A 23,221-nucleotide genomic window follows, 5' to 3' on the forward strand; every position below is an offset into this window, starting at 1 on the left:
AAAGTGTCTTTGGCGCAGACTTGGTCATCGAATGATCTGGAGCGGGTGAAGGGAATCGAACCCTCGTCTTAAGCTTGGGAAGCTCCTGCTCTACCATTGAGCTACACCCGCCGCGTGAGGTGTTATCTGAGCTGACTTGGTGACTGTGTCAAGCTGGGTGTTTGCTTTTCCGTCTTAGTTGATCTTGCGCTGCAGCGTAGAAATCGCCATGTTCGCGCCGGCGCGGCAGCGCTTCAGCAAAACGGTCAAACTCCGGGTCAGGTACATGCGAAATCAGGTCAGGGCGCTGGTCACCTCACGCAATTGGGAATTCTGCATCATTTCGATCATCGTGCTGAATGCGGTGACGCTTGGGCTGGAAACAAGCAAACCCGTGATGAACAGCGTCGGTGACTGGCTGGTTCTGATCGACCAGATCATTCTGGGCATCTTCGTCGTTGAACTGGCCTTGCGGCTTTACGCGCACGGGCTGAAATTCTTCAAGGATCCTTGGAGCATCTTCGACTTTGTCATCGTCGCGATCGCGTTGCTTCCTTCAACGGGCACCCTGGCCGTTCTTCGGTCCTTGCGTATCCTGCGTGTCCTGCGCCTGATATCTGTCGTCCCGTCGCTGCGCCGGGTGATTGGCGGCCTGATCGCCGCGCTTCCGGGCATGGGCTCCATTGTCGTGCTGATGGCGCTGGTCTTTTATGTCTTCGGCGTCATGGCGACCAAGCTGTTCGGTGAGGCCTTTCCCGAATGGTTCGGTGATCTCGGCGCATCGCTCTATTCGCTGTTCCAGATCATGACGCTGGAAAGCTGGTCCATGGGCATCGTCCGCCCGGTCATGGAGGTCTACCCCCATGCCTGGCTGTTTTTCGTGCCCTTTATCCTCTGTACTGCTTTCACGGTTCTAAACCTCTTCATCGGTATTATCGTTTCCGCCATGCAGGAGGAGCACGAGGCAGAAGCCGATGCCAACCGGCAGGCAATCCACGATGAAACAGGTCAGATTCTGGAAGAGGTCAAGGCACTGCGCGCAGAGCTGAAGGAACTGCGGACCGCTGTCCGGCAGTGACGGGTCATGTTGGTTTCGCCAAAACCACTGCGCTGAACTTGTTGCATGAAGTTCACGACTTTGCGTCTTTTTGGCTAACCGAAATGCGCTCCCGCAGGGTTCTGAATTGACCGCGCTTGCCTTTCCGTGAAACGCGTGATTTGTCAGAGACATGACAGCAGAACCAAAGGGCACCATTGCAGCAGGTCATCAGCTCACCGCGGAGGCGGGGGCGTCCATGCTGCGTGAGGGCGGGAACGCCATTGATGCAGCCATTGCCGCACTCTCCATGGCCTGCGTGTGCGAACCGGTTCTGGCGTCTCCCGGCGGTGGCGGCTTTGCCATGATCCGCGACGGGCAGACCGGAAGAACGGCATTGCTCGACTTTTTTCCGCAAACACCGAAGCAGAAACGCGGTGATTTGGCAGATGGATTTCGCAGTATCACGGCCGATTTCGGATCAGCGACACAGACGTTCCACATCGGTCCTGCGACAGTTGCAACGCCGGGCTTTCTCCCCGGTCTCACAACATTGCATGAAAACGGCGCGGCTCTCTCTTTCGCGGACCTCTTCGCTCCCGCGATCGAGGCCGGCCGATCCGGTCACCGGGTCACCCGGTATCAGCATTACCTGTCGACGGTGGTGCGGCCGATTCTGACCGCGACTGCGCCTGCGCGAACTCTCTTCGCCCCTTCAGGTGATCTCGCGGCTGCCGGATCGGATTTCTACAATTCAGACCTTGCCGATCTGTTTTCCGAACTGGCGCGCTCCAGCTGGCTTCAAACAGGTGCCGCCGACCGGCTGCTGGCGATGCAGCAAGGCAGCGGACATCTGACACGGGAAGACCTGGAAGGATACGAAGTGGTTGCGCGTGAGCCGCTTGGTGTTGATGTTGGCGGCGCAACCGTTTTTCTCAATCCGTTGCCGGCCGCATGCGGTACGCTGATCAGCTACGCATTCATGCAACTGGATGGCTGCGATATGACCGGCATGGCCAATGCGCTTAACGCAACCGACAAGGCGCGCCTGTCGGCCCGTGGAGATCTCGGCAGGCTTTTGGATCGCCCGCTGCGCCAGAAGGGAACGACGCATATTTCGACTGTCGACGCCTCCGGGAACGCCTGTTCGGTCACCGTGTCCAACGGAACCGGCAATGGTGAGATCGTCGACGGCTACGGTTTCATGCCGAACAACATTCTCGGAGAAGAGGATGTCAATCCGCACGGTTCGGCCGACTGGCCGGCGGACACGAGGCTTGCCTCGATGATGTGCCCGACCCTGATCGACGCACCGGATGGACGCCTGATCGCGCTTGGGTCAGGTGGGTCCAACAGGATCCGCTCGGCGATCTTTCAGGTTGTCGCCCGCATGTGCCTTGCAGACGCCGAGCTGGCGGAGGCTGTACGCGCACCGCGGCTCCACGTCGAAAATGATCATCTCGACGTCGAAGAACCCGGCGCAGGCGGTGCGATTGCGCCCCTGCAAGACCTTTTCCCGGATCACCGCATCTGGCCGGAAAAAAACATGTTCTTCGGCGGTGTGCATGCTGTCTGCGCCGACAGCAGCGGGCAGTTTACGAGCATTGGAGACGATCGCAGGGAAGGTGCAGCGATCGTCGTTGCGTGAGGCTGGATCGCAGGGCGCGGCCAAATCAGCTTGTAGCTCGTCCGGGATGACGGTGGAGGGTATGGATATCACGAAAATCTACCCTCAAAACCGTCTTCTTCATCCTGAGGAGCCGCTTTAGCGGCGTCTCGAAGGATAGGCGGCAGGCTCTTGATTTGGCAGAGCATTCTTCGAGACGGACCTGGCGCTCCTCCTCAGGATTAGGCAAGGGCGCCCGTCGACAGAGCACATTCGCAACGATTGTCCTCCCTGTCTCTGAAGGCGCCGCGCTAACGTCGGTTCTTGAGTTGCGTATGAACGGGCGCGAGCGGAGCGCGGTGTCCCCCCTTGCTGTCGAAGACCGTTTGCCAGCCATGTGTCCCGGGTGATGCTGGAAGCTCTCTAACAAGCGCGGATCTTTTCGTGCGGTCCTGAAACCTCGAAGGCTGCGCCTGGGCCTTTCGAACCTCAGGCCACCTCAATAGCCTCGCCGTTCTTCCGTGGACGGCGGCTCAGAGGTCGTCGGTCCGGCTGTCTGGCAACCGGCGAGCACCGGTCCCAAGAGCATCGCGGCCAGCAACAGTTTCACTTTCATCTTCAACTCCGTCTCTTCGTACACCGGAGTTACGTAAACATCAGCCTCCGCCGATCACCGAAATCTGCAAATCCTTCGCGAAAGCGTCGGGGGTCACGACAATTGCAGCGCGGCGAGATCCTCTTCCGGCCCCTCGACGGTCAGCGTGACGCCATCTTCGGTGAAAGCCCTTGTGACCACCTTGAGCCCGAGCGCGGCGATCCGGCGTTCAAGCTCGGAGCTCGATGCGAAGTCTGCACTGATGGTCCGGGTGATCATCTTCTGGAATGGGACCAGCTCGGCTGCGTTGATCGCGTCCTGCGCCGCGCCGGAATAGGCGCGGGCAAGGCCTCCGCCACCGAGTTTCGTGCCACCGAAATAGCGCACGACCAAAACGGCACAATTGATCAGTTCTGCACCCTGCAGAACCCTCTGCGTCGGCATGCCGGAGGTTCCGGCCGGTTCGCCGTCATCCTTGCCACTTTCCTCGATACGGCCATCGTTCATGAGGCGGCGGTGCGCCGTGACGATATGGTTGGCCTTTTTGTGTTCCTTACGCAGTTCCTCGAGACGCAAGTCAAACCGGTCAACCGGTACCAGATACGCCAGAAAGCGGGATTTCCGATCTTCCAGAAACCCCTCCGACTCCCGGGTCACGGTTTTGAAGGGCATTTTTAGGTGGGCACCCTGAAGTGTTTCGACAGCTTCAGGGCCTGTCCCTGATAGTTCGAACCGATGCCTTCGCCGTAAAGTGTCTCGGGACGTTCGGCCATGTGCTCATAAACCAGTCGTCCGATGGTTTGGCCGTGTTCGACGATGAAGGGCACATCATGCGAGCGCACTTCCAGCACGGCCCGCGAGCCGACGCCGCCTGCGCCGGCATGGCCGAAGCCGGGGTCGAAGAAACCGGCATAGTGAACGCGGAACTCGCCGACGAGGGGGTCGAAGGGCACCATCTCGGCCGCATAGTCCGGCGGCACGTGCACGGCTTCCTGGCTCACCAGAATGTAGAATGCATTCGGGTCAAGGATCAGCTCGCCTTTCCGGCGCCGATGAATGGGCTCCCAGAAGTCGAGCGGGTCCTGTGCACCGACTGCATCGACGTCGATCAGGCCGGAATGATGTTTGGCCCGATAGCCGATCAGACTTCCGGGGCCATCGCCTTCCAGATCGATCGACAACTGCACACCGCCGCCGATGCGTTCGTTGCCGCCGCTCATCAATGTGTGCGTTCTGTGAACGTCCTCCAGATCGGCGTCCGGAATCAGTGCTTGCCCGCGCCGGAAACGGATCTGGCTGAGACGGGATCCACTGCGCACGAGGATTGGAAAGGTAAGGGGTGAAATTTCCGCGTAAAGAGGGCCGGTGTACCCGGCAGGTACGGTGTCGAAAGCAAGGCCATGGTCGGTGATGACACGGGTAAAGACGTCGAGCCGCCCTGTTGAGCTTTTCGGGTTGGCGGTCGCCGAGATGTCCGCGGCCAGGGCCAGGCTCTCCTGCAGCGGCACGATATAGACGCAGCCGGTCTCCAGCACCGCGCCGTCCTTCAGGTCGACGGTGTGAAGCTTCAGCTCTTCCAGCCGGTCGGCAACGCGGATGTCGGGGCCGGGCAGGAAACTGGCGCGCACGCGGTAGGCGACCGCTCCAAGGCGCAAATCGAGGCTTGCCGGCTGGATCTGGCCGCTCACCGGGGCCTCGGTTGCAGAAATTTCTCCGGCCACGAACATCGCGCGAATGATCCGCTCGGGCAAGATACCGTTTGCTTTAAGAGTTGCGCTTCCGTCCAAGGCCCGCCCCGCTGACACGTTCATCGAGAATTTCCAGATTCTTTCCCTTTGGAATCCTTAAAGGATGGTTTGGTTCCAGCCAACCGTGTTTGTCGAAGGTGCTGCCTTTTCGCCAAAGATGATTGACCCTCGCACCCTTTTCCCGTAGGACAGACCCATTCCGTGGTGATTTGGGCCGGCCGGCTTGCAGCCACGTTAAACAACTCGCTAAAAAAGGCCGGAGGTGCGAACCCCGGTCTTGAGGCTGGGGTTTTTTGCGTTTGGAGCGAAGAAGAAGATGACTGAGACCACCAAGACCGGAAACAAGAACTGGCGTCCTGCGACAACTCTGGTTCACGGCGGCACCATGCGCTCGCCCTTTGGTGAAACCTCGGAGGCCATGTATCTGACCCAGGGCTTTGTCTACGACAACGCCGAAGCAGCAGAAGCGCGCTTCAACGGCGAAGACCCGGGTTTCGTCTATTCCCGGTATGCAAATCCGACCGTCTCCATGTTCGAGGACCGTATCAAGGCACTGGAAGGCGCAGAAGCCGCCCGCGGAACCGCCAGCGGCATGGCCGCTGTCAATCTGGCGCTGATGGCGTCGGTCAAGGCTGGTGACCACGTGATTGCCGCCAAGGCGCTCTTCGGCTCTTGCCGCTATATCTGTGAAACCCTGCTGCCACGTTTCGGCGTGGAAAGCACGCTGGTTGACGGAACCGATATCCAGCAGTGGAAGGCTGCTGTGCGACCGAACACGCGCGCATTGTTTCTGGAAAGCCCGACCAATCCGACGCTGGAAGTGATTGATATTCCAGCTGTTGCCGACATTGCCAAGACGGCAGGCGCGCGCCTGATCGTCGACAACGTTTTTGCAACGCCGCTTTACCAATCGCCGCTCCAGCTTGGCGCGGACGTGGTTGTCTATTCGGCAACCAAGCACATTGACGGACAGGGCCGGTGTCTTGGGGGGGTGGTGCTCTCGGATGAGGAATGGATCACCGAAGAGGTAATGCCTTTCGTCAAGCATACTGGTCCGCACATGAGCCCGTTCAATGCCTGGGTGCTTATGAAGGGGCTGGAAACACTTCCCATACGCGTTGCCCGCCAGACCGATACTGCCGGACGGATTGCAGATTTCCTCGCCGGCCGGTCCAAGGTCAGCCGCCTGATCTACCCCGGGCGGGACGATCACCCGCAGGCGGAGCTTGCCAGGCGGCAGATGCGTGCCGGATCCACAATGGTGGCGCTCGAAATCGAAGGCGGCAAGGAGGCCGCATTCCGTTTCACCAATGCGTTGGAAATCATCCGGATTTCCAACAATCTGGGCGATGCAAAGAGCCTCATCACCCATCCGGCGACTACGACACACCAGTCGATCGGTGAGGAAGCGCGCGCGGAACTTGGGATCACCGATGGCATTCTGCGCCTCTCAGTCGGTCTCGAGGATCCGGAGGATCTTCTGGAGGACGTCGAAAAGGCGCTAAGTGCAGTCTGAGGACAAGCCGGGTATCTCGATGCGGAACGGTCGCGGAATGGGCGCACCATGTGGTGTTGCCCATTCAGGAGCAGCTATTGGTGACGGCAACTGCGTCAGGTGCGACGCTGCTTTTTGACTGCGATTTCAAGAAATTGACGAGCAGCCTGAGGCACTCGACCCGTTTGTTTTGCTCTGGAAAGTAGAGATAGAACGGCGGCAAGTCCTTGGCAAAAGGTTCAAGCAGCGTCGCGAGTTCTCCGGTCTTGAGATGCTCCTGCATCGTCGCCTTCATCGACCAGCCAATGCCGTGGCCCTCACACGCCGCCTGAATGACACCCGCCGCAGAATCGAAAATCAGCCGTGCCGGCGGATCAATGCACGTGTCTTGACCGTCCTCGGAAACCCACCACTCCCGCAGCATGCCAGATGTTGGGTGCCTGTGCCGAACACACTGGTGGCCAAGCAGATCACGCGGCCTTACGGGTGTGCCGTGGGCGCGGAGATAGGACGGAGCGGCAAAGAATGCGGACTTGATCGGCGGGGTAATGCGGACGGCGATCATGTCTTGGCTCAGCACGTCACCCATGCGGATGCCGCAATGGAAGCCCTGGCGGTTAATGTCCACCAGTTCCTCGTTCCACGACAACTCCAGATTAATGCCGGGGTTATCGGCCAGGAAATCTTTCAAGTGTGGGGCGAGGGCTGCGATATAGGCCCCTCGTGACAGGCTCAGCCGCAAGGTCCCCGTGGTGGACCGGGCCATCTCCTTGGTTTTCTTGAAGGCATAGGTCAGATCGCGATGCGCCGGGGCCGCAGCCTCGAACAGGACCCTTCCGGCTTCTGTCAATTCAACGCTGCGCGTCGTCCGGAAAAACAGCTCAATACCCAACCGTTCTTCAAGCGCCTTTAATTGCAGGCTTACGGCGGAAGCTCCGACACCAAGGGCGGTTGCTGCCGAGCGCATCGAACCCTCGCGAACGATGGTCAGAAAGACTTCAATGCCGTGGGTGGGTATGCGTTCCATTGTTTGAGAATATCAAATAATAGCTTCAGTTTACAACGCATATTCAAATCAATGCTGCTGCTGTATTCCTTGCAAATCGTGAATTCCTCAATAGGGGCAGTGCTTTGACGGGCAGCGTGGACACCCGGCCGCAGAACATCACGGGAGGTGTTTTGCTGATCGTCGCGACAGCTCTCACAATCTCGATCCAGGATGTCGTCTTCAAATTCCACAGCAGTGAACTGACCCTCTGGCAAATATTTGCCCTGCGCGGTGTTCTTGCGGTGCCGATGCTGATGGCAGTGCTTTGGCTGCGGGGGGCGCACAAAGGCATCCTGCGCGCTGCCTTCGGAAAGTGGCCGCTGTTGCGGTCGGTGTTTATCACGACCACCTTCCTGGCGTTTTACGCTGCGATCCCGTTTTTGAGCCTGTCGACCGTTGGCGCTGCCAATTACATTGCCCCGATCTTCTTGATGTTGCTTTCGGCATTTGTAATCAGGGAAGCTGTTGGACCCTACGGACTGCTGGGTGTGCTGCTTGGATTTGCCGGGGTAATTGTCTTGTTGCAGCCCGGCACGGACGCCTTCTCCGCCTGGGCGATCCTTCCGGTTGCCGGGGCCGCTTTTTACGCATTGGCGCACATCACGACACGATCAAAGTGTCAGGACACGCCACTTCCGGCCCTGGCCTTGTCGCAGACCATCGTCATGTTGTCCGCTGGCCTGATCGTCAGCGGGCTCCTGGTCTGGCTGAGACCACAGGGCGGTCTTGCCCAGGATTATCCCTATATCTTCGGCCAATGGTCGGATGTCGACCTGACGGATTGGCTTGTGCTTCTGTTGCTTGCAGGACTTGCGATCGTGATCGGCATGATGCTGGCCGGGGCCTATCAGATCGCGCCGCCTGCCATTGTGTCTACATTCGAGTACAGTTACCTGGTCTTTGTTGCTGTTTGGGACATTGTCTTCTTCGAAATTGCACCTGATTTTGCATCCGTTTCGGGCATGGTGATGATTGTCACGGCAGGGCTGCTGGTTCTACGCCGGCGGGCAATATGAGGCGTCGTCTTTCGCCAGCGCAACTTTCGCCTGGCGTTCGCACGGCACACATTTTGGCACCCGAACTCCGAACAGTGACTAGCCCGTCGCCTGTCCTTCGACGTTCTGCTCAATCGCATCCATGGCGGCAGCTGCAGCTTTTTCTTTCGTGTCTTCGTCAAGCTCGTCCGCACCCACGACTTCCACCTTGACGTTCCGCTGGGCGAAGTTGATCCCTGCCTTTTCGAATTCGTCCCGAATGCGTTGGTAGGCGTCGCGCCTGATGGTCCATTGGCCGCCGGGCTTCGTCATGAACTTGACACCGACCACCATGTTGAACTCTTCCATGCGGCGGACGCCCTGAAACTTCAGAGGTTGCAGGAAATTCCCGCCATATTCGGGATTTTCCTGCAATTCCGCGTCGATTTTTTTGACGATTTTCTTGGCGAGTTTCAGGTCCGTGTCGAAGGGTACCCGGAACTCCAGCTTCATCATCACCCAATCGCGACTGTAGTTGGTGAGCGACTTGAGCTCTCCAAAAGGAATGGTGTGAACCGCACCCCTGTGATGGCGCAATTGCAGGGAGCGAATTGACATGGATTCCACGGTGCCGCGAATGTCGCCCATCTCGATGTATTCACCGACCCGAAATGCATCGTCTATCAGGAAGAAGACGCCGGAGACGATATCCCTCACCAGGGCCTGAGCGCCGAAGCCGACCGCAAGGCCAACGACACCCGCGCCCGCCAGGAGCGGAGTAATGTTGATGCCCATGGACGACAACCCTATCAGGCCCACCATCACCAGGATTGTCACCAGGACAACCTTCTTGATAAGCGGCAGCAAGGTTGCCATCCGGGCTTCCGGACCGGGCGCCATGCCAGGCACGAGTTTGGGCATACTCGCCATGCGCCGGTCGATCGCCGTCTTGGTTGCGGTCCAGATCAGATCACCAATCAGGAAGGCCACCATGATATCAATCAGAACTCTGACGACTTGGGCTGGCGTCGAATTGGTGGCGGACATGTTCCAGGGCTGAACGCCCCAGAAAAGTCCGATACAGACGACAGCGGCAACCACGACCACAAATCGGCCGAGCCGCACGGCGACCGGCAGATAGACGCCGTGTATCGCCTCGGCATTGGTGATAGCCTCCTGTTCCGCCTCGCCGGGTGCCTCAGCTTCGGCGGCGGCATCCGGCTCAACGACGGCTTCCGCCTCGGCTCCGGCTTCTTCCGCTGCCGCTAGTGTTTCGTCGGCGCTGACTTGCTCCGACTGTGCTTCGGCCCGGCTCTCTTCAAAGGCCTGCTCGATTGTTTTGCGCACCAGGCGCTCTGTGGGAATAAGCAGGGCGACCACCGCAAGGGTCCCGGCAGCGCTGTAGGCTCCGATCAGCCAGAATATGAAGAGCATGAACAGCACCAGCGACCCAACGACCGGCGCCGCGATTGACAGGCGCTTGGGTTCGCTGCGCGTATGCATCAGCCAAAGCAGCAAGATTGCCAAGACAGTCGTCAAGGCGGCCGCGATGATATCGATTGTCAAACCCGCCGGTTCATCGGCCCCAAGCACCACGATTGTTTCGGCAAGGCCATGTCCGAACAACATGACCGCCGATGCCAGCATGACGCCGAGATAGAGGCCTCTTGCGTCCTGCCTGGACAGCGGCACCAATCGCAAGGCTTCAATTCTGGGAGCCAGGGCGAACAGCGCCAGGGCGGACACCACACGCAACATGACCAGCGCGAACAGGAGTTCTAGAACGAACTCTTCGGCGTTCGGCGGCCAGTCGAAAATGACAAAGGTCCCGATTGTCCCGAGCGAGAAGAACACGGCGCCGCCTGAGACAAGCGCAAGGCGCGTGAGCGCCGAACGTACCTTGTCAATGTAACGGTTCGAGCGGGTCAGTTCGATGCGCCTTCGAAGGTACCCTGCATATCGCCAGTAAAGCCATTCCAGGCCGACACCGACAAAAACGAAGATGATCAGAAGGACGACAAAATTCAGCTGTTCTCTTGGCGTCAGCCCTTCTTGCCAGGTCGTGGAAACAATGGACGGGATGTTCGGCAAAAGGACCAGCGCCGCGCCAACCTCCTGTACCCGCACCTGGATCTGGATCAGGCCCAGTTCGATGCTTTCACGGAATGTCAGATTGGTGGATGCACCATCCTCGCCGAGCCCTGCTGCCCTTTGTTGCAGCCAGTTGACCACTGTCGGATCAGCCAGCAATCGCGCCAGCTCCTTGATATCGTTAGGCGAGGGTTCTGCTGGTGTTTCTGCGGTCTCTGTGGCTGTGCCGCCTGGCAGCATCATTTGCGCAGAAAGGGGTGTTGATGTGTGCAGGAACCCCAGAAAGACCAGCGCAAAGAACAATCTGATCATGCGATTTCCTCGCGCTCAAGGCCTGGCTCCGGATCACGCGCTGGAGGGTCCTCTCCCCGGAGCAGCTCCTGGTACTCCACGGGAGATATTGTGGGAGCAAATAGACGTTCGACAGTGACTGGACCTCCGGTCGGCATTGCCTGACAGGCGAGCCGGACGCCCTCGGGAAGTGACCGGCGCGCGATCGTCTCGGCTTCGGTCTTACCAGGAGGCGCGAGGTTTTCGTGGCCCTCCAAAACACGCACGGCGCACGAACCGCAGCGCCCTCTTGCTCCGCAGAGCGCCGCGTGAGCCGTGTCCATTGATTGCGCAGTCTCGAGCAAACTGAAGCCGGCGGTCCGCTCAATGGTCGGCCCGTCCGTGTAGGTGACCGTAATCTTTGGCCGCTTGCCCCAAAGGCGGACTGCTCGGGCCAATAGAACGGCTGCAATCAGGGCGGCATACCACCACAGAACCTGGCTCTGAATGTTGTTCAGGGTCGCCCCAACGGTGCCGTAGGCAGCGGCAGCTTCCCGGACAGGTGCCATGAACTCCGGGTCGCCTCTATTGGCAATCAGGATCTTGCCGGATTCGACAAAACCGAGCAGCGCGGTTACCGGCACGATCACCGCAAACGGGTAGGAAATAGTGGCATATCGGCCCCACCATTTTTGGACCTGCATCCACAGAAAGAGGCCGTAGCAGGCATGCACCCAGATGACGATCAGGGCGACGACCTGCTGGATGCCCAGATGCGGTACGAACATCCAGTAAACTGCGAGCACCCACTTAAAGTTTGTGTGGACACCGGTCATCGCCGGGCCGACAACGGTGCCCATGATGTGCGGCAGCAGCAGCGGAACGATCGCCAGGCCCAGTGCTGCCTGTGCGGTGTCAGCCCAGTTGGAAAACAGGCTGTTGCGCCAGTAAACTGTCCATAGACCCAGGGCAGCATGTACGAAAAAACTCACAATCAGGATTGGTCCGCCGATCGGATTGCTGAAGGGCCCCATCAGGAACCGCCCGGCAGTTTCCATCGCGGAGATTGAGTACAGTCCAAATGCAAGGGTGAGCAAATGACCAATCACAAACACAAACAAAAGCAGGCCGCTTATGATACGTAGTCTGCTTATCATGTTGCTTCCATCTCAATGATTGTTGTTGCCAAGCTGATCCGCACCCTTGAACACAGCAGAACGTTGCAACGAGTTATCCGGTCGCTCGCTTTTCTTCTTCTGCCATGGTTAGCGTATTGTAGATCCCGGCTCCATCAAAAATGATTGATTTGCTTTCGTCCACAATTTGTCAGTGCAACAACTGAATACTTGAAGTGTGCCACGCTTCTACTGAAGCCAGTGCGTGCAGCTTACCTAGAGAAGGCTGTCGGTGATTTTTTGCTCTGCAGCGGTGTTTGCTCGGCGAAAGATCAGCGTCACGAGCGTCGATGTGATCACGATGAAGAGCGAATAAAGCGCGCCGACTGCCATGATCGGCTGCTGCTGGTCGCTTGGGAACGTGAGCACAATGATTGCAATCGCCAACGGGGCATTCTGGATCCCGGTCTCAAGGGCAACGGTGCGTGCATTCCTTGGATGCAGCCGGATGGAGCGGGCAAACAGATACCCGAGCGCAATTCCGAAAACGCCCAGCATGATCGCCACAAAATAGGTCGACGGTGCTGTGGTCATCAGGAATTGCCAGTTACGCGGTATCCAGGAAATCGCGATGAATGCGATGAAAACAAGCGCCAGGACCGAACCGAAGAATTCGGTTACGGCGCCGGCGTTGGCGTTAAGCCGGCGCAGGATCATCCCGACGGCGACCGGTACGAGCAAAATGACCAGCGTAGCAATGATGTTCTCGCGCGGGATCGTCAGATCAAGCGCGGAAGCATAGACGAGCAGAACAATCGGGATCAGAACCACACCGAAGATCGTGGACGTGACGGTCATGAGAACCGACAGCGCCAGATTGCCCTTGGAAAAATAGGTAAAGATGTTCGAGGTCGTTCCCCCCGGCATGCAGGAGACAATCAGCAACCCGATGGCGACCGGTTCCGGCAGGGCGAACGCGAGCGTCATGAGGAAGCCGATTAGCGGCATGAAACCAAATTGCGTGAACACGCCGATACCGAGCCCGTAAGGCCGCCGCAGCGCCAGGTAGAAGTCGCGCGGCGTCAGCGAGGCACCCATGCCCAGCATGATGACGAAAATCATCGCAGCCAGAAGTGCTTGCTCCAGGGGACCGACCATCGGTTATTCCCCCGCGTTGGCGCCAGCATTTTCGGCGCGCAGGAGTTTTCTGAGTATTTTGCCGACATTCGACTTGGGCAGCTCGGTGCGGATCTCGATCCTTTTCGGCACCTTGTAGGCGGTCAGGTGGTTCTTGCAGTGGGCGCGCATCTCGGCTTCTGTCAGGCTGGTGTCCGTGAGGACAACGAAGGCCTTTACGGCCTCTCCGGTCGCTTCGTCCGGAACCCCGATAACGGCGGCTTCGAAGATACCCGGGTGCGAGGTCAGGCAGTCTTCGATTTCATTCGGATAAACATTGAAGCCCGACACAATCACGAGGTCCTTTTTTCGGTCGACGATGGAGAAGTAGCCGTCTGCATCCATCTCGCCGATATCGCCTGTGAGAAGCCAGCCATCCCGGAACACGGCCTCCGTTTGGTCCGGTCTGTTCCAATACCCCGCCATCACCTGTGGGCCCTTTACCGCAATCTCACCGGGTTCGCCTGGCGCGACGGGAGCGCCGTCGTCATTGACGCAGCGCATGAATGTAGAGGGGAGGGGCACGCCGATCGACCCGTCGCGTGATTTACCCACCGGATTGAAGCTGAGCACCGGCGATGTTTCGGTCAGCCCGTAACCCTGAATGACGGGTTTGCCGGTGATTCCTTGCCATCTCTTGGCCACCTCCGCCTGCAGCGCCATGCCTCCGGCAGAGGCCAGCTTGAGGTGTTTTGGCGGACTGTCTCGAAACCACAATTCGTTGTTCAGCCCGTTGAACAGGGTATTGACCCCGCTCATCCACGTGATCTTGTAGTTTTCGAATGCTCGTTTGAGGTTAGACAGTGGGCGCGGACTGGGGATCAGGATGTTACGGCCGCCGAGCCAGAAAAAGGCGAGCAGGTTCAGGTTGAAGGCGAAGATGTGGTACATGGGCAGCGCTGTCAGCGCGACTTCCTTGCCGCGCTCGATCACTGGGATCATTTCCAGTGTCTGCTCCATGTTCATGATGAGATTCTCGTGGGTGAGCATCGCACCCTTCGATACGCCGGTTGTTCCACCTGTGTACTGAAGACAGGCGACGTCCCCGGGCAGAACGTCCTGGTGATAGGTATCCACCTCAATGTGGTCTTTGATGCGGTGCGCGCGACCAGCCTCAAGTGCGTCCGGCAAGCGAATATGGGGCACTTCGACGGGAGCAACCGTACGGTCCCAGTATTTCTGGACGAGCCCGATGATCCCGCGGGGCAGGACTGGCAAAAATTCCGCAATCCGTGTGACGATGATGTTGGGGATCGGATGATTGCGGGTTGCTTCCGGAATCTTGTCGGCGAACATGTCGATGATGATAAGCGCGCTCGGAGTGGCGTCCTCGAACTGGCGCGCCATCTCTTCGGCCTTGTAGAGAGGGTTGACGTTCACGAGCACACAGCCTGCCTTGAAGACCGCGAAAGCAGCAACCGGAAAGGCAAGGCAGTTCGGCAACTGCAGCGCCACCCGGTCGCCTCGTTTCAGTCCCGCGACCTCACGCAGGTACACCGCCAATGCGTCCGACAACGCGTTGACCTGTTCGTAGCTCAACGTCCCGTTCATGCCATTAGGCATACAGGCTGTGAACGCGGGAGCCTCGCCGTAGGTGTCGGAAACGGACCGGATCAGATCGCCGATCGTACGGTAGGAAGCCTTGTCGATATCGGCGCGAACATCGGGTCCGTAAAATGCTGTCCACGGCCGTTCATCTGATGTCATGCCTTGCTCCTGGCTTCCGATTCCGGTCCTGCGGCACTCTCTTCGAAAAGAAGAAAAAGCCGCTGTTCAGCCGACGGAAGGTGCACAAAGCCGCGGCAGTGGCCGTCACCGTCATCCGGCTGGGCATGAACGCGCCGTCATTGGATTGTCTTGTCTCTGCTTTACGTAGGACGCCGTCCGTTTTCGACCAGAGACCTTGAGATCCGGATGTGTAGTCTTCTTAAAGCAAAAGGTGAAGACCCGGATTGGTCAGATCGTTCCAAACAGACTGACTTAAAGTCGTTTCGAGCAGCACTTTCCTGCTCGCCTGCAGCGCGAACTTTGTCCGGGAACCGATTCTGATCATTGGCTTTTAAGGCGGCGAACCAATTTAAGTGTGCCTTCAAAACAGGTTGACATATGAAAGTGCAAACTGAAGCGGCCTACAAAGCCTATGTCATCTGCACATCACCGCGCAGTGGCAGCACCTTGTTGTGCAAGCTCCTTGCAGCAACCGGTCAAGCGGGCAATCCGAAATCGTATTTTCACGAGCCGGACATCGATGCATGGCAGACCTATCTGGGACTGGAAACCCGACGCTTTGCGACAGAAGGGGACCGGTTGGAAGCTCTCTTTTCAACGGCACTTGAAAAAGGCTCCGCCGGAACCGGGATATTTGGTTTGAGACTCCAAAGGCGCAGCTTCGATTACTTTTTCCAGCAGCTCGCAAAACTGCGTCCTGGGGAACGCACCAGGGTCACCCAGATAGAAGCCGTTTTTGGAAAGCCGTTGTTCATTCACCTGACACGCTCCGACAAGATTGCGCAGGCGGTATCCTTTGTGAAGGCGAGCCAGACGGGCCTCTGGCACAAAGCACCGGACGGACGGGAACTGGAAAGGCTCGCGCCGCCGAAAGAGCCTCAGTATGATGCGGACCGCATCAAAGAGCATGTCGACCTCTTCACAGACAATGACCGCGCATGGAACGAATGGTTCGAAGCGGAAAAGATTGCGCCGCTCCGGATAAGCTATGACACGCTGTCGAATGACCCTGTCTCGGTCACTGCTCTGATCCTGAACCATCTCGGCCTCGACACCGCGTCCGCAGAGGACATCGACCTGCCTGTCGCGCGGTTGTCGGACAGGGTCAACAGCGAATGGATCGAACGTTTTCAGAATGAAAAAGCCGGTTAGTCCCTGTCCAGGGACTTGACGCCGATCAGGACGCGCGCGGTTGCGGAAACGAAACAGACCGCCGCAAAAGCCCAGGCAAGCACCGGAAACCAAGCCGGCAAAAGCGCCATCAGCAGGAACAGCGCGATCGTTTCCGTGCCTTCCGCCAAGCCGCCGAGATAGTAGAGCGATTTCTTGCCCTGCCGATCAGTGGTAAGGCCACGCCGTTCCGCCATGATTGCAAAGGCCAGAAACGCAGATCCATTTGCGTAGAAACTGCAAAGCAGCGCCGCAGCGGGAAGGGCATTGGAAGCAGGGTTCTGAATTGCAAAGGCAAGCGGGATGGCGCCGTAGAAGAAGAAGTCCAGTGTAATATCCAGATAGCCGCCGAGATCGGTCTTTTTCGTGACCCGCGCGACGGCACCGTCCAGCCCGTCGGCCAGGCGGTTGAGTGCGATGAGAACAAAACCCAACAGGAAAAAACCTGTCGCAATGGCAACGGCGGCACCCAAGCCGATCGCGAACCCGGTCAGGGTTATCGTATTGGGACCAATGCCTGCATTGGCCAGCAACTGCCCCATTCGGTTCAGCGGCGGGTCGATCAGCGGTCGGATGCGTGCGTCGAACACGTGATGTGGTCCCTGACTTGGACAAAACAGCGCTGTAATTGCAAAATCCTTCAGGAAATCACAAGTAAGTCTCTTTCACGCTTATGTCATTCGCCCTATAAGCCCATCCTGAAGTTGCGGCCAACCGCGAAAATTTTAAAGGAACTACCGTGTCAGGCAGTTACAGCGCCACGACCCATGGGATCGAAGTCTCCGTCGAGCCGTTCTATCTGGACGATGAATCGAAGCCGGAAGAGAGCGAGTTTATCTGGGCATACATGGTCGAGATCCACAATGGTGGCCAGGAACCTGTTCAGCTGAAGACCCGCTATTGGCAAATCACGGATGGTCTTGGCCGCCAGGAAGAAGTCAGCGGCGACGGCGTGGTTGGCGAGCAACCTGTGATCGAGCCGGGGGAAACCTTCGAGTATTCCTCACACTGCCCGCTTTCGACCGACAATGGCATCATGGCGGGGTCCTATGCGATGGAGCGCCCGGACGGTACGCGCTTCAACGTCGTCATTCCCGCCTTTTCACTCGACTTGCCCGACGCGATCCGCAGCCTGAACTGACCGAACCAAACCCGTTTGGATTGCCACCGTGAGCGCGGAACTTGAATTCGATCCGCGCCCAGACAATCGGTGGCGTTGCGGATCAGACGGTCCGGTGACGGGCGATCGCACCGCGTTCAATCGCGGCAACGGTCAGTTTGTCGAGGCTGAAGCGGTCGCGGAGCATCTGCAGGATGCGCAACTCTTCCTGTTCAACATGCAGGTCTGCGGCTGCGACTTCCACCGCAAGCGCATATGCCGTGTCATAGAGCTTTGGCGGCAGAACATCGCCAACCAGTTCCAGAACCAGCGACAACCCGTTTTCTTCCTGGAGAATGTCCCCGCAGCGCTGGGCCGCCGGGATGATCCTGTTGCCGTCGTAGCTTTCAAAGACCGGCAGCATTTTGATCATGTCACCGATCGTGGCCAGTTCCTTGTCTGTCATTGCATTGTCTGACGCGGATACGATCACCATGATGTAGATGAGGGCTTCCTGAACACTGATCGGTTCATTGATAGACACTATTTAATCTCCACTGCGCCGGTTTTTGGGCTAATCGACTGCCCGGTTTATAGGGTTGAGGGTCAAGCTTCAAGTCACACAAAGGCGACAATTGATTGACGTTTGCGCCACGCTTTTCTAGTGTCGCGCCGCAACATGCGGCATGGGTGCAAGCTGCCCGCCGGAATTGCGATGTTTCCATCCAGACAACAGAATGAAACCCGAAAATGACCGACCAATCCCTGCCTCCGCTTGACCTTTCGCAAGACTTTGTCGAAGCGGCCGCGAAATCGAAAGCGTGGCCGTTCGAAGAAGCGCGGAAACTGATCAAACGGATCGAAAAGCAGGATGCGGAAAAGCCGGTTCTGTTCGAGACGGGCTATGGTCCCTCCGGTCTGCCGCATATCGGAACTTTCGGCGAAGTGCTGCGCACCACGATGGTGCGCACGGCCTTCCGTTTGCTCACCGAGGACAAGATCCCGACGCGGCTCCTGTGCTTTTCCGACGACATGGACGGCATGCGCAAGATCCCGGAAAACGTTCCGGATCGGGCTGCGCTCGAACCTTATCTTCAGATGCCGTTGAGCGCAGTACCGAACCCGTTCGGCGGCGACTATGACAGTTTCGCCGCGCATAACAACGCGATGCTGCGCCGGTTTCTAGATACATTCGGTTTCGATTACGAATTCGCCAGCGCGACCGAATACTACAAGTCCGGAAAATTCGATGACGTGTTGATCCGGGCGACCGAGAAGTATCAGAAGATCATGGACGTGATGCTTCCGACCCTCGGCGAGGAACGCCAGGCGACGTATTCTCCCTTCCTGCCGATTTCACCGACCTCCGGTCGTGTGCTTTATGTGCCGATGAAGTCCGTGAACCCGGCCGACGGCACCATCACGTTTGACGACGAGACCGGTGAAGAGATCACGCTGTCTGTCACCGGCGGCAATGTGAAACTGCAGTGGAAGCCTGACTTCGGGATGCGTTGGGCGGCTCTTGATGTCGACTTCGAGATGTTCGGCAAGGATCACATGTCCAACGCGCCGATCTACGACAAGATCTGCAACATTCTGGGCGGTAAGGCACCGGAGCACTATGTCTACGAGCTCTTTCTGGATGACAAGGGCGAGAAGATCTCAAAGTCCAAGGGCAACGGGCTGACCATCGACGAGTGGCTGACCTACGCGTCTCCGGAAAGTCTTGCGCTCTATAATTTCCAGAAGCCCAAGACTGCCAAGAAGCTCTATTTCGACGTCATCCCCAAGGCGGTGGACGAATACTACACCTTTGTTCAGAAGTATAAGCAGATGCCGGTGGAGCAAAAGCTTCAGAACCCGGCCTGGCATATCCACTCCGGAAACATTCCGAAGATCGACATGCCGGTTCCTTTCGCCATGCTTTTGAACCTGGTGTCGGCGTCGAACGCGGAGAACAAGGATGTTCTGTGGGCGTTCATTTCGCGCTATGCGCCCGGTGTCACAGCCCAAACGCATCCGGAATTGGACGCTCTCGTCGGGTATGCAATCCGGTACTTCGACGACTTCGTCAAGCCGACGAAATCCTTCAAGGTGCCGGATGAGGTCGAGCGGGCTGCCTTGCAGCAGCTCGACGCAAAGCTCGCCGAACTGCCCGTGGATGCGGACGGTGCGTCGATCCAGGATGCCGTTCTGGACGTTGCCCGTGCAATCGAGCGCTATCAGGACCCCAACAAGAAAGGTCCGGATGGCGGGCCGGGCGTCTCCGTCGCCTGGTTCTCAGCGCTCTACCAGCTCCTTCTGGGTCAGGAAAAGGGACCCCGCTTCGGATCGTTCGTGGCGCTTTACGGCATCGCGGAAACACGTGAGATGATCCGCAAGGCGCTTGCGGGCGAACTGTCTGCGTAAGCCTGTCGGGCAAGATTTGAGGCGGAGTAATTTCTCTGCCTCTTATCAAGGATCACCTGAAATAGTGTCGTCATCGTGAGGAGGACCGCAGGTCCGTCTCGCTTGATGAGCCACTGGCACCAGATCACGCCCCAGATGCTTTGAGACGGTGTCCTTGCCATTTGGCCGTCATGTCAGTCATCCGGCGCAATGGCTCGAACCCTCTCCAGGCTGGCTTTCAGCCCTTCTCCAAACAAGCCGGCGACGCCCAACTCCTGCAATTTGACGAGGCCAGCAGTCGTCGTGCCGCCATAGTCGATCATTTCCTTAACATAGGCGCTCGGCGGCAAGTTCTGGCTGGACATAAGGGAAGCGCTTGATGTCATGAGTTGCTTGGCCGCGCGAACTGCGACGTCCGGGTCGACATTGTTGGCAACAGCGAATTGCACCATGCAGTCGGCAAAGAAGGCGGCAAAGCCCGGCACCGGACCGGTCACAACTGTGAAGACTTCGATCTGGCTTTCGTCCGGCAATTCGTCCGAAGCACCGATGGCCGATAGCAGGGCGCATACGGTATCGCGATCCGCCTTGTTCAGTGTCCTTTCGTCAAACCAGGGCGAATAAGCCTGTCGATATCGTGCGGCAGGGCTCGACATGGCGCGCACGGCCCTGCTCGATCCGGTCAGCTGCATGATCTGTTCGCGCGACACGCCGGCCATCACGGAGATGACGAGCTTGTCCGGCGCGACTATGCCGATTGTACCGATCAGGGCGGGCGGGACCGAAAGAAGAATGACGTCACATACATCCGCCAATTCCTGGTTCGATGCCGTAAAATTCACTTCGGGCCAGGCATCGAACCCGGATGCAGTGCCGGACCGGTTTGAAATCCAGAGATCGTCCGGGGCAACGCACCCTGCTTCAAGCCAGCCCGTCGCGATGGCACTGCCGAGTTGGCCGGTTCCACCGATGATGCCGATCTTCAGATTACCTGACATGCAGTCGCTCCCTTCATCTGGATAGGGCTTACGCTTCATCCGTTTGACACGATCTGGAGGCGGTGCGACGAAGAGGCGGGCGCCGAATTGAGATAATTCGCTTTGGACCGCGATGGGCGGCCCAAAGCTTATTGCTGCGGAATGTCTTCAGCGGGCTCCGCTTCAAATCCGAAGCTTTCCTGATTCAAATCGCTCGAGTTCGCCTGTTCGCTCCAGTCGATAATTTCCGGCGCCAAGTCGGCCAAACCGGGAAGCGGTGCATTCGGATCGTTGTCCCAACCCGACTGGACCGGCGCATGTTGCCAGACTTCCCGCCACTTGCCGAGCTTGCGCTCCTTGGCAAGGAGAGCAAACTCCTCAAAGCTTTCGGGCGCATCGGGGGCGGGGTCCGCCCATCCGTACCGTACGAGACGGCTGCTCAGGTCCATCTTGCCGCGTTTGCAAGTCGCCACGATTTGCCGTGGACTAACATCGGCAACCTTCTCGCACGAGACCTTGAACTGCCTTATCAAACCACGCAGAAACGTGCGCGCCCGGGCTCCGCACGGCCATTCGCCACCTTGTTCGGCAACACAGATTTCGTCGATCTTCAGCGGCTCGATATGGGCAAGCGTGATCACAAGCTGCTTCGCTTTGATCCTCCCGCCGTCCAGCACCTGAACACGCCTGTATTGCAGCGGTCCGTCCGGGATCTCCTCGACCGGCGGATTGAGCAATTCCTGAAAGCGCTCGGAAGGATCGATCCGCTTCAGGTTCCCCCTGACAAAGGGTGAGGAAACGCCGTCCGGCGAAACGTTTCGAATGTCATCCGGCAAGGGCGCAGCCGAAGAGGGCGCTTCAGTGGGAGACTGGGGTTCAGGAGAACTTGGCTCTGAACGGGAAATGTCCTCGCTAGTCTCGGCAATGCCGGGCCTGAGCGCTCCGGCAACCTGTTTTTCAGGAATCTCGGGCGGTTCTGCCAGCAGCAGCCATGCAACGACACCGCCGGAAACGGTCAGCAGGATGGCAGGCACCAGGAATGGCCGAAGCATCATCGCGAGTCACTTTTGTTCTTCTCAGCCGGAATTATACGTACCGGCTGCTCGAAATCCGAGCACTTAACGTAACGCCAATCGGTTTTTTTATTGTGAAATTGTCATGCACCGAGAAAGTCGGACCGTTTCGCTTGTTTGACGAAAGACCTGTGAGTAGTGTCCGCGCCGACAGCGGCCGCTCGTCGGACACGATCGGCCAAGAGGCAATTCGTTACGGGAACAGGCGCATATGACGTTGATATTCAAGATCGTTCCACGGTCGATGTGGCAGGACGCGGTTGAGAAAGGCGTTTTTCAGGGCGCACCGGTCGATCTCGCAGACGGTTTCATACATTTTTCGACTGCTGACCAGGTCCGGGAAACGGCCTCAAAGCATTTCAGCGGTCAAACGGACCTGCTTCTGGCGGCCTTTGATGCCGCCGTATTCGGGGACGCATTGAAATGGGAACCGTCGCGGGGCGGAGCGCTGTTTCCGCATCTTTATGCCGAGCTCCAACCGTCGGTCGCGGTCTGGGTGAAAGACCTTCCGCTCTCCGAAGATGGCGCCCATTTGTTCCCGGAGCTTGATGGATGAGTTTCGGCTTGTTTGAAGGCATTGCTCTCAAGGGGCTTCATGCGCTTGACGCGGAAAACGCCCACCGTCTGACGGTTCTGGCTCTCAGATCCGGCTTGCTCTCGGCACCGAAAGTGCCAAAGGACGAGCGTCTTGCGCTCACGCTCTGGGATCTGAAATTTCCAAACCCGCTCGGCATGGCCGCTGGTTTCGACAAGAATGCTGAAGTCCCGGATGCTCTTTTGAAACTTGGGTTTGGGTTTACGGAAGTCGGCTCGGTCACGCCGCAGCCACAGCCGGGCAATCCGCGCCCCCGTGTCTTCAGGCTGCATGCCGACGAGGGCGTCATCAACCGGTATGGCTTCAACAATGACGGTCATTCCGCGATGCGGCAACGCCTGGCCAATCGAAAGACCAGCAGCGGTATTGTTGGCATCAATGTCGGTGCAAACAAGGACGCAGCGGATCGGATTGCAGACTATGTCTCGGGAATAACAGAATTCGCTGATTTGGCGTCTTATTTCACGGTCAATATCTCGTCCCCCAATACGCCTGGCCTCCGCGATTTGCAGGCCCGTTCAGCCTTGGCAGATTTGTTGAGCGCAGTGACGTCCGCGCGCGATGCGAGCACGGACCGGATCGGCCGCCAAGTGCCGTTGCTTCTCAAGATTGCACCGGATGTCGTCGACGACGACCTGAAGGACATCGTTGAGGAAGTGCTGGACAAGAAGATCGACGGCCTGATTGTCTCCAACACGACGATCGGCCGCCAAGGCTTGAGCGGGAAGGGGCCGCATCAGGAAGGAGGGGGGCTTTCGGGAAAGCCGCTCTTCAGGAAATCGACGATTGTTTTGGCACGCGCGCGCAAGCTGGCCGGTCCGGACCTTCCGATTGTGGGGGTCGGTGGAATTGACAGCGCGGAAACCGCCTGGGCCAAGATCACCGCTGGGGCCGACCTGTTGCAGCTCTACTCCTCGATGGTCTTCAAGGGGCCGTCCCTTATCTCTGAAATTCTGTCAGGGCTTGCCGACAGACTTGATCAGCATGGTTTGACATCGCTGCGCGAGGCGCGGGATACCGAACTCGAAGCGTGGGCATCGGAAGAACTGTAAGGCTGG

20 protein-coding genes, 1 tRNA gene and 1 riboswitch are annotated in these 23,221 nt (G+C 58.2%); of the genes, 9 read left to right on the forward strand and 12 right to left on the reverse strand.

Translation table 11 applies throughout. From position 1 onward, the window contains the following. Positions 1-37 precede the first annotated feature (37 nt). Positions 38-111, reverse strand: a tRNA-Gly gene (locus tag RBB47_RS03560). Positions 112-265: 154 nt separating this feature from the next. On the opposite strand from RBB47_RS03560, the gene RBB47_RS03565 reads away from it, so the two are divergent. After that, the gene (locus RBB47_RS03565; RefSeq protein WP_371932732.1) at positions 266-1,057 is read left to right on the forward strand and encodes an ion transporter; all 792 of its coding nucleotides are present in this window, start codon (positions 266-268) and stop codon (positions 1,055-1,057) included. A gap of 151 nt (positions 1,058-1,208) precedes the next feature. Next, positions 1,209-2,663 carry a gamma-glutamyltransferase gene (locus RBB47_RS03570; protein WP_305984368.1) on the forward strand — a complete coding sequence of 485 codons (1,455 nt, stop codon included), beginning with the start codon at positions 1,209-1,211 and terminating at the stop codon, positions 2,661-2,663. A 667-nt stretch (positions 2,664-3,330) separates the two neighbouring features. Here the strand turns inward: RBB47_RS03570 and RBB47_RS03575 are convergent. Both RBB47_RS03575 and RBB47_RS03580 read right to left on the reverse strand, forming a co-directional pair. Next, on the reverse strand, positions 3,331-3,888 hold the full coding sequence (locus RBB47_RS03575; protein ID WP_305984369.1) for a YigZ family protein: 558 nt from the start codon (positions 3,886-3,888) through the stop codon (positions 3,331-3,333). 2 nt (positions 3,889-3,890) lie between these two features. Next, positions 3,891-5,027, reverse strand: a complete 1,137-nt coding sequence (locus RBB47_RS03580; RefSeq protein ID WP_305984370.1) for a 2'-deoxycytidine 5'-triphosphate deaminase — start codon at positions 5,025-5,027, stop codon at positions 3,891-3,893. 128 nt (positions 5,028-5,155) lie between these two features. Further along, a riboswitch (SAM riboswitch) is annotated at positions 5,156-5,236 on the forward strand. A gap of 44 nt (positions 5,237-5,280) precedes the next feature. Between RBB47_RS03580 and RBB47_RS03585 the strand changes: the two genes are divergently transcribed. After that, positions 5,281-6,480, forward strand: a complete 1,200-nt coding sequence (locus RBB47_RS03585; protein WP_305984371.1) for an O-succinylhomoserine sulfhydrylase — start codon at positions 5,281-5,283, stop codon at positions 6,478-6,480. 64 nt (positions 6,481-6,544) lie between these two features. Here RBB47_RS03585 and RBB47_RS03590 read toward each other — a convergent pair whose 3' ends face one another. Beyond that, entirely contained in the window at positions 6,545-7,486 is a 942-nt protein-coding gene (locus RBB47_RS03590; protein ID WP_305984372.1) for a LysR family transcriptional regulator, read from the reverse strand. 104 nt (positions 7,487-7,590) lie between these two features. Between RBB47_RS03590 and RBB47_RS03595 the strand changes: the two genes are divergently transcribed. Continuing rightward, positions 7,591-8,523, forward strand: coding sequence for a DMT family transporter (locus tag RBB47_RS03595; RefSeq protein WP_305984373.1), 933 nt, complete (start codon positions 7,591-7,593; stop codon positions 8,521-8,523). Positions 8,524-8,601: 78 nt separating this feature from the next. On the opposite strand, the gene RBB47_RS03600 is transcribed toward RBB47_RS03595, so the two are convergent. The 4 genes from RBB47_RS03600 to RBB47_RS03615 all read right to left on the reverse strand — a co-directional run bounded on the left by RBB47_RS03600 (position 8,602) and on the right by RBB47_RS03615 (position 14,840). Further along, positions 8,602-10,884: a mechanosensitive ion channel family protein gene (locus tag RBB47_RS03600; protein ID WP_305984374.1), complete on the reverse strand. Its 2,283-nt coding sequence runs from the start codon at positions 10,882-10,884 to the stop codon at positions 8,602-8,604. Continuing rightward, positions 10,881-11,999: a 2Fe-2S iron-sulfur cluster-binding protein gene (locus tag RBB47_RS03605; RefSeq protein WP_305984375.1), complete on the reverse strand. Its 1,119-nt coding sequence runs from the start codon at positions 11,997-11,999 to the stop codon at positions 10,881-10,883. The genes RBB47_RS03600 and RBB47_RS03605 overlap by 4 nt, the downstream gene beginning before the upstream one ends. 234 nt (positions 12,000-12,233) lie before the next feature. Then, positions 12,234-13,115: a bile acid:sodium symporter family protein gene (locus tag RBB47_RS03610; RefSeq protein ID WP_305984376.1), complete on the reverse strand. Its 882-nt coding sequence runs from the start codon at positions 13,113-13,115 to the stop codon at positions 12,234-12,236. Between the two features lie 3 nt (positions 13,116-13,118). Beyond that, complete coding sequence (locus RBB47_RS03615) at positions 13,119-14,840, reverse strand: AMP-binding protein (RefSeq protein ID WP_305984377.1); 1,722 nt, start codon at positions 14,838-14,840, stop codon at positions 13,119-13,121. Between the two features lie 399 nt (positions 14,841-15,239). Here RBB47_RS03615 and RBB47_RS03620 point away from each other — a divergent pair, with 399 nt between their 5' ends. Further along, positions 15,240-16,013, forward strand: coding sequence for a Stf0 family sulfotransferase (locus RBB47_RS03620; protein ID WP_305984378.1), 774 nt, complete (start codon positions 15,240-15,242; stop codon positions 16,011-16,013). On the opposite strand, the gene RBB47_RS03625 is transcribed toward RBB47_RS03620, so the two are convergent. Continuing rightward, positions 16,010-16,621, reverse strand: a complete 612-nt coding sequence (locus tag RBB47_RS03625; RefSeq protein WP_305984379.1) for a CDP-alcohol phosphatidyltransferase family protein — start codon at positions 16,619-16,621, stop codon at positions 16,010-16,012. The genes RBB47_RS03620 and RBB47_RS03625 overlap by 4 nt on opposite strands. Positions 16,622-16,770: 149 nt before the next feature. Here RBB47_RS03625 and apaG point away from each other — a divergent pair, with 149 nt between their 5' ends. Further along, on the forward strand, positions 16,771-17,172 hold the full coding sequence (gene apaG, locus RBB47_RS03630; protein ID WP_305984380.1) for a Co2+/Mg2+ efflux protein ApaG: 402 nt from the start codon (positions 16,771-16,773) through the stop codon (positions 17,170-17,172). A gap of 82 nt (positions 17,173-17,254) precedes the next feature. Here the strand turns inward: apaG and RBB47_RS03635 are convergent, their stop codons facing one another. Further along, complete coding sequence (locus RBB47_RS03635) at positions 17,255-17,668, reverse strand: tellurite resistance TerB family protein (protein ID WP_305984598.1); 414 nt, start codon at positions 17,666-17,668, stop codon at positions 17,255-17,257. A gap of 212 nt (positions 17,669-17,880) precedes the next feature. On the opposite strand from RBB47_RS03635, the gene RBB47_RS03640 reads away from it, so the two are divergent. After that, positions 17,881-19,539: a lysine--tRNA ligase gene (locus RBB47_RS03640; protein ID WP_305984381.1), complete on the forward strand. Its 1,659-nt coding sequence runs from the start codon at positions 17,881-17,883 to the stop codon at positions 19,537-19,539. Between the two features lie 173 nt (positions 19,540-19,712). Here the strand turns inward: RBB47_RS03640 and RBB47_RS03645 are convergent, their stop codons facing one another. Continuing rightward, positions 19,713-20,516 (reverse strand): pyrroline-5-carboxylate reductase, encoded by an 804-nt coding sequence (locus tag RBB47_RS03645; protein ID WP_305984382.1) that lies wholly within the window; start codon positions 20,514-20,516, stop codon positions 19,713-19,715. Positions 20,517-20,644: 128 nt separating this feature from the next. Continuing rightward, positions 20,645-21,550 (reverse strand): thermonuclease family protein, encoded by a 906-nt coding sequence (locus RBB47_RS03650; protein ID WP_305984383.1) that lies wholly within the window; start codon positions 21,548-21,550, stop codon positions 20,645-20,647. A gap of 229 nt (positions 21,551-21,779) precedes the next feature. Between RBB47_RS03650 and RBB47_RS03655 the strand changes: the two genes are divergently transcribed. Continuing rightward, positions 21,780-22,124, forward strand: coding sequence for a DUF952 domain-containing protein (locus tag RBB47_RS03655; protein ID WP_305984384.1), 345 nt, complete (start codon positions 21,780-21,782; stop codon positions 22,122-22,124). After that, positions 22,121-23,215, forward strand: coding sequence for a quinone-dependent dihydroorotate dehydrogenase (locus RBB47_RS03660; RefSeq protein ID WP_305984385.1), 1,095 nt, complete (start codon positions 22,121-22,123; stop codon positions 23,213-23,215). The genes RBB47_RS03655 and RBB47_RS03660 overlap by 4 nt, the downstream gene beginning before the upstream one ends. Positions 23,216-23,221: the final 6 nt, after the last annotated feature.

Origin of the sequence: Roseibium sp. MMSF_3544 (genome assembly GCF_030732845.1) — a bacterium.
Lineage (GTDB): Bacteria > Pseudomonadota > Alphaproteobacteria > Rhizobiales > Stappiaceae > Roseibium.